At 70.6% G+C, this 8,783-nt stretch carries 6 protein-coding genes and 1 pseudogene; 1 reads left to right on the top strand and 6 read right to left on the bottom strand.

All coding sequences use genetic code 11. The annotated features are described in order from the left end of the window. Positions 1-269: 269 nt before the first annotated feature. The 3 genes from BN11_RS06170 to BN11_RS06180 form a co-directional block, all read right to left on the bottom strand. Positions 270-551 (bottom strand): Lrp/AsnC family transcriptional regulator, encoded by a 282-nt coding sequence (locus BN11_RS06170; protein WP_048695833.1) that lies wholly within the window; start codon positions 549-551, stop codon positions 270-272. A 26-nt stretch (positions 552-577) separates the two neighbouring features. Beyond that, positions 578-2,311, bottom strand: a complete 1,734-nt coding sequence (locus tag BN11_RS06175; protein WP_048695836.1) for a DEDD exonuclease domain-containing protein — start codon at positions 2,309-2,311, stop codon at positions 578-580. Between the two features lie 286 nt (positions 2,312-2,597). After that, on the bottom strand, positions 2,598-4,061 hold the full coding sequence (locus BN11_RS06180) for an aspartate aminotransferase family protein (RefSeq protein ID WP_235435384.1): 1,464 nt from the start codon (positions 4,059-4,061) through the stop codon (positions 2,598-2,600). Positions 4,062-4,134: 73 nt separating this feature from the next. On the opposite strand from BN11_RS06180, the gene BN11_RS06185 reads away from it, so the two are divergent. Next, positions 4,135-4,530 (top strand): VOC family protein, encoded by a 396-nt coding sequence (locus BN11_RS06185; protein WP_048695841.1) that lies wholly within the window; start codon positions 4,135-4,137, stop codon positions 4,528-4,530. Between the two features lie 40 nt (positions 4,531-4,570). On the opposite strand, the gene BN11_RS06190 is transcribed toward BN11_RS06185, so the two are convergent. From BN11_RS06190 to BN11_RS06205, 3 genes and pseudogenes are all read right to left on the bottom strand, one after another. Then, positions 4,571-6,859 (bottom strand): molybdopterin-dependent oxidoreductase, encoded by a 2,289-nt coding sequence (locus BN11_RS06190; protein WP_235435385.1) that lies wholly within the window; start codon positions 6,857-6,859, stop codon positions 4,571-4,573. A gap of 5 nt (positions 6,860-6,864) precedes the next feature. Then, the gene (locus tag BN11_RS22460; RefSeq protein WP_053084021.1) at positions 6,865-7,620 is read right to left on the bottom strand and encodes a B3/B4 domain-containing protein; all 756 of its coding nucleotides are present in this window, start codon (positions 7,618-7,620) and stop codon (positions 6,865-6,867) included. A gap of 405 nt (positions 7,621-8,025) precedes the next feature. After that, positions 8,026-8,783 (bottom strand): annotated as a pseudogene (locus tag BN11_RS06205) (hypothetical protein); the annotation flags it as partial.

An 8,783-nucleotide genomic window follows, 5' to 3' on the forward strand; every position in this document is an offset into this window, starting at 1 on the left:
GACGTGCCTGCCGGCGCCGACACCCACGCCGTCGAGGAGGCGCTGCACGCCGGCATCGCCGCCGCCCGGGAAAGCATCGACTCCGGTGCCGCCGCCGCTGCCCTCGACCGCTGGGTCGCCGCCACCCGCTCCTGACCCCTCCCGTCGAGATGTCATTTCGACCCCGTCGAGAGGTCGATTCGGCCCCGTCGAAGTGACATCTCGCGGAGGTAGGGATGCCGAGTAGTCGCGGCGCGGCCGCTCGACGGCGGTGCGTGCGAGATCGCCGGTTATTCCTCGATGCCGAGGCTGAAGGCGGCCTCCAGGTCGTGCTGGGAATAGGCCCGGAAGGCGATGTGCGTCTGCGTGCCGAGGATGCCGGGCACCTTGCTGAGCTTGTCGGCGATGACGTCGGCCAGGTGGTCGTGTTCGCGCACCCGGGCCATCGCGATCAGGTCGACATCGCCGGTGACGGAATAGACCTCGCTGATGCCGTCGATGTCGGCGATCGCCTGGGCGACCTCCGGGATCTTGTCGACCTCGGCGTTGATCAGGACGATGGCGGTGATCATGCCGCCAAATCTAGCTGCCTGCGGGGTCAGGCTTCGAAGGGGCTTGGGCTCGCGGCGGGGGTGGCGCCGAAGCGGGCAGCGGCGCTGACCGCCCCGCCGACCGGGCAGGTCCACTCGCCCTCGACGCTGACCAGCCGCACACCCGGCTCTTCGAGCCACCGCAGGATCTTCTCGGTCTCTTCAGGGTATGCCGCGGGTGCCGGCGCCAAGCCGGGCGCCACCACCTCCGCGCTCGCGGTCAGCGCGTCGACATAGACCATGGGGTCGGCGCCGCGGGGGCTGTGACTGCTGCCGGCCAGGCGGCCGTAGCGCACACACACCAGTTCCCACCCGCCCAGCGGGGAACGACGGGCGGCGACAATCTCGGGGGCGGCGGCGAGCGGCGCGAGACGCTGGCTGCGCGTCATACCGCGGAGCAACGTGAGCAGGCGATCCCGCAGCGATGCGGCGTCCTCGTAGCGCTCGTCTTGGGCGAGGGACTGCATGCGCTGCTCGAGGGGCGAGAGCACGGTGCCCGGGTCCCCGAGGAGCGCGTCGCGGGCGCGGGCGACGAGCGCGGCATACTCCTGCGGCGACTGGGCTCCGGTGCACGGCGCGCCGCAGCGGCCCATCTCGGCCAGCGCGCACGCCGGGCTCGGGCGTTTGGGGGAGAGGCGATCGGTGCACCGGCGTAGTGGCAGCGCGTCGTGCAGTGCGGCGACGGCGTCCTCGGCGGCGGTTTTGGAGGGGAACGGGCCGACATAGGTCGTCTCGTCGCCGCGGACCGCCGTGACGATCGAGAGCCGGGGGAAGGGCTCGACGGTCAGCTTGACCCAGGCGGACTTCTCGGGGTGGCGGGAGCGGCGGTTGTAGCGGGGCTTGTGTTCGGCGATCAGGCGCAGCTCGCGGACCTGGGCTTCGAGGGCGGTGGCGCACACGACGGGGGTCACCGCCTCGGCGATGCGGACCATCTCGGCCATGCGGCGCCGCTGCTCGGAGGCGGTGAAGTAGGAGCGGACTCGCGTACGGATGTCGACGGAGGTGCCGACGTAGAGGACCCGGCCCTGCCCGTCCTTGAACATGTAGACCCCCGGCGCGCTCGGCAGGTCGTCGGCGAGATAACGCTTGCGCCGGGTGGCCTGCGGCACCCGGACCGAATAGGTGGCGAGCTCTTCGAGGGTATGGACGCCCAGCCCGCCGAGCCGCCCGAGCAGGCCGTGGAGAACATCGACGGTCGCCTGGGCGTCGTGCAGGGCGCGGTGATCCGGGGTGACCTGGGCATGGAAGACCCGGGCCAGGCTGGCGAGCTTGTGGTTGGGCGCCTCGTCGCGGGTGACCAGGGCCCGGGCGAGGAGCACGGTGTCGATGACGACCGGGTCGGGCCAGCGGTTGCCGGTCGCGGAGGCGGCCGCCTTGAGGAAAGTGACGTCGAAGCGGGCGTTGTGGGCCACGACGACGGCGTCGCCGAGGAACTCCAGGAAGCTTGGCAGGACCTGCTCGATGCGCGGGGCGGTGGCCACCATGGCGTTGGTGATGCCGGTCAGGACGGAGATGACGGCGGGGATCGGGACGCGCGGGTTGACGAGAGTCTGGAACTCCCCGAGCACTTCGCCACCGCGGACCTTGACGGCCCCGATCTCGGTAATGTGGTCGGCGTGCGCGCTGCCGCCGGTGGTCTCCAGGTCGACCACGACGAAGGTGACCTCGTGCAGCGGGGTGCCGAGGTCGTCGAGAGTGCCCTGGATCGCCCTCGCGGGTCGGGCCGGGGCGGTGATCGTCATACGCAGGACAGTAAAGAAGCCCACCGACAACCCCCGGCAGACACCCCGACGGCGGCGTCGCAGTGACGAGATGTCGGGCGGTTGACCGGACACCACCTCGTGTGCCGCGAACTGCCTGGCGTAGCCCGGACTCCGGCAGATATGTGCCAGGGAGTTCGGGCTAAGCCAGGCTGTTCGCGCCTTCCGAGGCGATTCGGGGTTCCGGGGCGGGTCGAGGCGGTGGAGTTCGCGCTTACCGGCGTCGTTGGCGGGGATTGCGGGAGTTGGCGGGAAGTGAAGGAGCAGGTCAGGAGCGCAGCGCCTGCGCCAGCTCGCGGAAGTCGGAGACGAGGACGTCCATCTGGTCTTGCTTGTGCGCGAGCGAGACGAGCCACTGCTCGTCCAGCCCAGGTGGGGTGAGGATGCCGCGGTTGACACCCCATAGCCACGACAGTTCGGCGACCCCGAAGTCGGTGGCCTTGTAGTCGCGGTAGTTGCGCACCGGGGTGGGGGACCAGGTGATGCACCCCTTGACCCCGAGGGCCACGGTGTGCGCCGGTAGTTCGAACTCGGTGATGATCTCGTCGACCGCGTCGAGGGTGGCGACGTTGATCGTCTCGGCCGCGTCCAGCGCCTCGTGGGTGCAGATGTCGTCGACAGCGCGGGCGGCGGCCATGACGAGCGGGTTGCCGTTGTAGGTGCCGAAGTGCGCCATCCGGCCGTCGACGACGACCTGCATGACCTCCTCGGTGCCGCCGAACGCCGCCAGCGGCAGCCCGCCACCGATCGACTTGGCCAGCGTCACGAGGTCGGGCTTGACGCCCAGGCGCTGCGAGGCCCCGGCATACCCTGCCGTCAGGCCCGTCTTGACCTCGTCGAAGATCAGCAGGACCCCGTGCTCGTCGCACAGCGCCCGCACGCCGGCGAGATAGCCCTCGTCCGGCACGACGATGGCGAGATTCTCGATCACCGGCTCCATGACGACGGCCGCGATCTCCCGGCCGTGCTCGTGCAGGATCTCGGTCAGCCGCTCCAGGTTGTTGTAGGGCACGACGTGGACGGTGCCCGCCTCGACATCGAAGGGCACATCGGGGATCGGCGCCTCCGCTGGGCCGATGTCCTCCAGGGCCGGCTTGACCGAGACCTGCAGCGCGTCATACCCGCCGTGGTAGCCGCCCTCGATCTTGATGATCGCCTTGCGCTCGGTGTAAGCACGGGCGGCGCGGACCGCATACATCAGCGACTCGGTGCCGGACTGGGTGAAGCGCAGCATGTCGAGGCCGAAGCGGCGCTGGAAGCGTTCGGCGACCTCGGTCGACACGGGCGAGGGGGTGACGAACAGGGTGCCGACCGACTGCAGCGCCTCTTCGACGTAGCTGACGATCGTCGGGTTGAGGTGGCCGACGAGCATGGCACCGAACCCCATCGACAGATCGAGCAGACGGCGGCCATCGACATCGGTCAGCCAGGCGCCGCGCGCCGAAGCGATCGAGATGGGGTAGGGGTCCCAGTGCTGGAACGAGGAGGTGACGCCGAGGGGCAGCGACTTGCTCGCCCGCCGGTTGTGGTCGCCGGACTCGGGCGTATCGGCCGTGAACCGGTCCCATTCCGCCGCGAGCAGCGAGGCGACCTTCCCGGGGTCCAACGGCTTCGAGCTCTCGGGCAACCAGCGGCGGGTTGCGGGGTCGTGCGCGGGCCAGGACGGGGTCGTCTGGGTCATTCGGGGGAGTGCCTCCTTGGTCGGCCGGGCCAGCTCTTGGTCACGGCTCACCTCATCATCCCAGGGCGGGCGGATTCGGTGCCACACTGCATACCGCAGTCGCACGAATCCCGAGGAGTTCCCCATGAGCCGAGTCATCCACTTCGAGATCCAGGCCGAGAACGTCCAACGCGCCGTCGCCTTCTATCAGGAGGTCTTCGGCTGGCAGGCCGAGGACTGGAGCGAGTATGCCGGGTCCCCCTACTTCGGGGTCACGACCGGTCCGGAGGGGGAGCCGGGGATCAATGGCGCGATCATGTCGCGGCCAGGGTCCAACCCCGCCGTGGGCGGAATGGTCGCCGGGGCGGTATTGACAATGGGCACAGCGGATTTCGACGCCACCGCCGCCAAGATCGAGGCGGCCGGTGGCACGGTCGCGCTGCCGAAGATGGCGTTGCCCGGCATGGCCTGGCAGGGCTACTTCCACGACACCGAGAACAACGTCTTCGGGATCCACCAGCCGGATCCCGACGCCGCGTAGCGAGGCCGCGCGACAGCTGCTGCCCGCGACAGCTGCTGGCTCAGGCGGGTTCGATCCGGGCAGGCACGTGTTTGTGCCAGGGCGTCCCGGCGAAGGGGTCGCGCCGGGTGCCGTCGGTGAGGGTGTTCAGGGCTACGCCCGTCCGCTCGGTCGGCCCGTCCTCGCCTCGGCCACTGGGCAGGTCCAGACCCAGCCCGTTGGGCAATGCGGCGTGGCCGGGCTGGTAGCGATCGTCGACAGTGACGACGGCGAACGCGCTGCCTCGGGCGGTGACCACCCGCGCCCGGGAGCCCGCGGCCAGCCCGAGGCGCTCGGCGTCCGCGGGGTTCATCCGCAGCGCTCCCTCGGGGTCCCGGGCGCGCCAGGCTGTCGTCCGGAAGATGGTGTTGGCGCTCTCGGCGCGCCGCTGGCCGGCCATGAGCACGACCGGGAACTGCGCGCTCGTGTGGGCATGCGGCCCGCTCGCCAACCCATCGAGCGCTGCCAGCAGTTCGGGGATCGCGAGCGGGATCCGCTTGTCCTTGTGCGGCACATAGGACCAGGAGTCCTCCGGGCGGTCCTCGGTGAAGACGACGCCCGACCGGTTGGTGAGCATGGCGTCGAAAAGCGCTGCGGCGGAACGATGTCCGGCCCGCTTCATCCCGGCGCGGTGGGTGAGCGCGACGCGCTGGGCCAGCGGCCACAGGATCGCCACGCTCGCGGCGCCGTCGGGCAATGTGGGGCCGAGGGTCTCGTAGAGCAGTGTCGGCGCCAGGCCGCGAACTCTCTTGTCCGCCACCGCGGTTGCCGCGAAGGCGAGAGTGTATGCCGCGCGCCCCCGCCCCGCGGCGGCGCGCAGGATCCGCTCGGCGCGGGCCGGTGTCGCGCCGAGTTCGCGCGCGATCGCCGAGTAGATCTGCGGCTCGGTCCAGGTGCCCGGCAGCGGGTCGAGCAGCGGCGCCCGCAGCTGAAAAACGTTGTGCGGGTGCTCGGTTGTGAAGAACGTCGCCTCCCATTTCTCGAACTGCGAGGCGCACGGCAGCACATAGTCGGCGTGCCTGGCGGTCTCCGTCAGGGCGACGTCGAGCACGACGACGAGGTCGAGGGCCGCCATGGCCTCGATGAACCTCTGGGTGTCGGCGAGGGAGTGGGCGGGGTTGGCCGAGTCGACCCACATGGCGCGGAACCGCTTCGGGTGATCGGTCAGGATCTCGTCCGGGATGGCATTGCACGGCACGATGCCGCCGAGCATCCGGGCCCCTGTCACCGGTGTCGTGCGATAGGTGGTCTTCCACTTCGACAGCGGCGCCACCCACGAATGACGTTGCATCGCGCCGGGTTTCGCGAAGTTGCCGGTGAGCAGCCAGATGAGCTTGTTGAGATAGGAGACCAATGTGGAGTTGAGACTGTGCTGGACGCCGAGATCCTCGTAGGTGGACACACTTCCTGCGGTCGCGATCCGGCGGGCCGCCGATCTGAGTTGCTCCTCCGCGATCCCGCAGGCGGCGGCATACGCGCTGACGTCGATCGATTTCACTTGCGCGACAACGGTTTCCGCGCCGCTGGTGTGGCTGGCGAGGAAATCGTGATCCAGGAGATCCTCCCCGACCAGGATGGCGAGGATCGCCGCGAGGCACCAGGCGTCGGTGCCGGGCCGCACCTGCAGGTGGATGTCGGCGAGGTCGGCGCTCTCGGTCCGCACCGGGTCGATGACGATCATCGTCCGCGCCGGGTCTTTCGAGATCTGTTGCAGCACAGTGCGAGCGCGCGGCACGCCGTGGGACTGCCACGGGTTCTTGCCCAGGAAGATCGCGACCTCGGCCCGCTCCCAGTCGCCGACCGTGTGCCCGCCGGCGAGGTGGGCATCGACCCAGGCCTCGCCGGTCTTCTCCTGGGCCAGGGCGTTGGAGGAATAGCGTGCGCCGACAGCGGCCATGAGCGCGCCCTTGTAGGCGCCGCCGAGGTGATTGCCTTGTCCGCCACCGCCATAGAAGAGGACGGATTCCCCGCCGTGCTGGTCCCGCACCGCGGCCAATCCGGCGGCGATCTCGCGGATCGCCGTGGCCCAGTCGATCTCCTCGAACGTGCCGTCGGCTGCCCGGCGCAGCGGGCTGGTCAGCCGGACGCCGCCGTTTTGATAGTGGTCGAGCCGCAGCGCCTTGTTGCACGTGTAGCCGCGGCTGCCGGGATGCTCCTTGTCGCCGCGGATCTTCGCGATCCGCCGTCCGTCGAGCTGCACCTGCAGTCCGCAATTGCACTCGCAGAGGATGCACGCGCTCTTGTGCCACACCGGATCGGCGACCTGCTCATCGGCTCTGGCGGCGGCGCTCTCGGCCGCGGTCCTGCTCACGCGGGTCAGAGTAGGCGAGTGCGACGGTTCGGGTGCCCCCCCTGCCGGCACCCGAACCGAACCGCCGGGGACCAGCCTTGCGCTCGGCGCACTGCGCGGCGACCCACCCCGGTCACCGGCGCCGGGCCGCTGGTCATGAGCACAGGAGGCCAGGCATGACCCCGGTCATGCCCGCGGCGGGGCGCATGCGTAGACGGCGTTGGTGGTATGCGGTGTCGGCCGGGTCCGCGCGCACTGGCGCCAGTTCCAGCGGCGGCAGGTGACGCCGCGGTCGTCGCGCCACACCACCTCGCCCGGTTGGGGGTGGTGTGGACGATCTCGCCGCCCTCGACGGCGTCGAAGGACTCGCTGCCGTCGGCGACGACCGGGCGTGGGGCACCGGCATAGGCGTCCAGGTCCTCGCCGCCGAAGGGCACCAGGTGGGCGATCGAGATCGCGTTGTAGTGGTCGGTGAGGCGATCGATCCGTGGCAGGCCGGCGGCGGCCCGGCGCAGCAGCGACTCGAGACTGCTCGTGGCCGAGTGCGGTCGGACACCGAAGGTGCGGAAGGCTTCTCGCCACTGCGCGACCTGGGCGATCGCGGGGAGATCCTGCGCGTCGAGCAGCTGCGCGGCATACCGCTCGGCGCGGGTGAGGGCCGCATCGCTCGCCTCGTCGCTGGGGCCGCCGTGCACGCCCCGGGCGGTGACGAGACAGGCGGCGTAGTCCGGGCGCAGCTGCCAGACGGCGTCGTCGACGCCGGCGGTCGCGAGGTCGATCATGGGGGTGACGTTAGCCGTCGCTCGTGGCATCGGGAGGTTCGGTGCTTATCGGGGACCCGCCTTCCCGCCCGCGAGAGGCCACGTCCGGCCTGGTCAGCTCCTCGGCTGAGGGGGTTGTCGGACCTCGTCTCTAGCGTTCTTCTCAGCGGGCCGATCGGCGGCCCGGATGACGCTCGGACGAAGGAGAAGGGCACATGTGGATCGACTGCAATGGCTGCCCGGTGCGCGGCACCCACTGCGATGGGTGCATGGTGACGGGGATGCTGGCGACCATCCCGCTGCAGCCGCCGCCCGAGGTGGCTCCGGCGCCGGGTGCAGTGCCGTCCGCGGCGCCGGGCGAGGTCTTCGTTGACCTCGACGCCAGTGAGCGGGCGGCCGTGACGACCTTGGTGGCCTCGGGGCTGCTCAGCGCCGAGGAGGCCGCGACGGTGCGAGCGCGTCTCGATCTGTCGGCGGCGCAGCTGTGGCAGTCGGGTCCGCCGCGTTCGGCGACCGGCTGAGCCGGTCTTCGGCCCGGTCGTCGGCCTGGTCGGCGATCAGCGAGAGGGCGACCAGGGCTCCGACGAGCCAGTACTGGTTGTAGAACGCCTGCTTGTTGACCAGGTTGGCCACCAGCAGCATCAGCGCGCTCCAGCGCAGCAGTTCGCCCAGCGGCGGCCGCCGGCGGTAGATCAGCAGTATGGCCAGCGCGAGCGTGCCGAAGACGATCAGGCCGGGGACCCAGAAGGGCGGGGTGATGCCGTGGTAGTGCTGGAAGTAGAGGTACCACGTGTTCGCGAAGCGGATGGGCGGGAAGTTCGTCAACAAGGTGACGGTGTCGCGGAAGAAGTCCGCGGGCGCGGTGAGGAACCACGGGGCGATCAGGGCGCCGGTCAGGGCGCCGGTGGCGATCGCGCGGGCGGGACCGAAGGGCCGCCAGGCCACCAGCAGGGGGAGGACCAGCGCGAGATGTTGCTTGCTCGCGCAGGCCAGGGCGAGGGGGACGATCGCCCACCACGTCCGGCCGCGGGTCATCAGCACCGCCCACCAGGTCAGGCCGGTCAGCAGCAGCGGCTCGGTCCAGGCCTGGTCGACCTGGATCAGCGTACCCGGCACGAGCAGGATGGCCGACCCCGCGGCGGCCGCGACCCAGCGGGGGTCGAGCGCTGTCGCGGCGGCCGGCC

This window comes from Nostocoides australiense Ben110, from assembly GCF_001050535.1.
In the GTDB taxonomy this organism is placed as follows: Bacteria; Actinomycetota; Actinomycetes; order Actinomycetales; family Dermatophilaceae; genus Nostocoides_A; species Nostocoides_A australiense.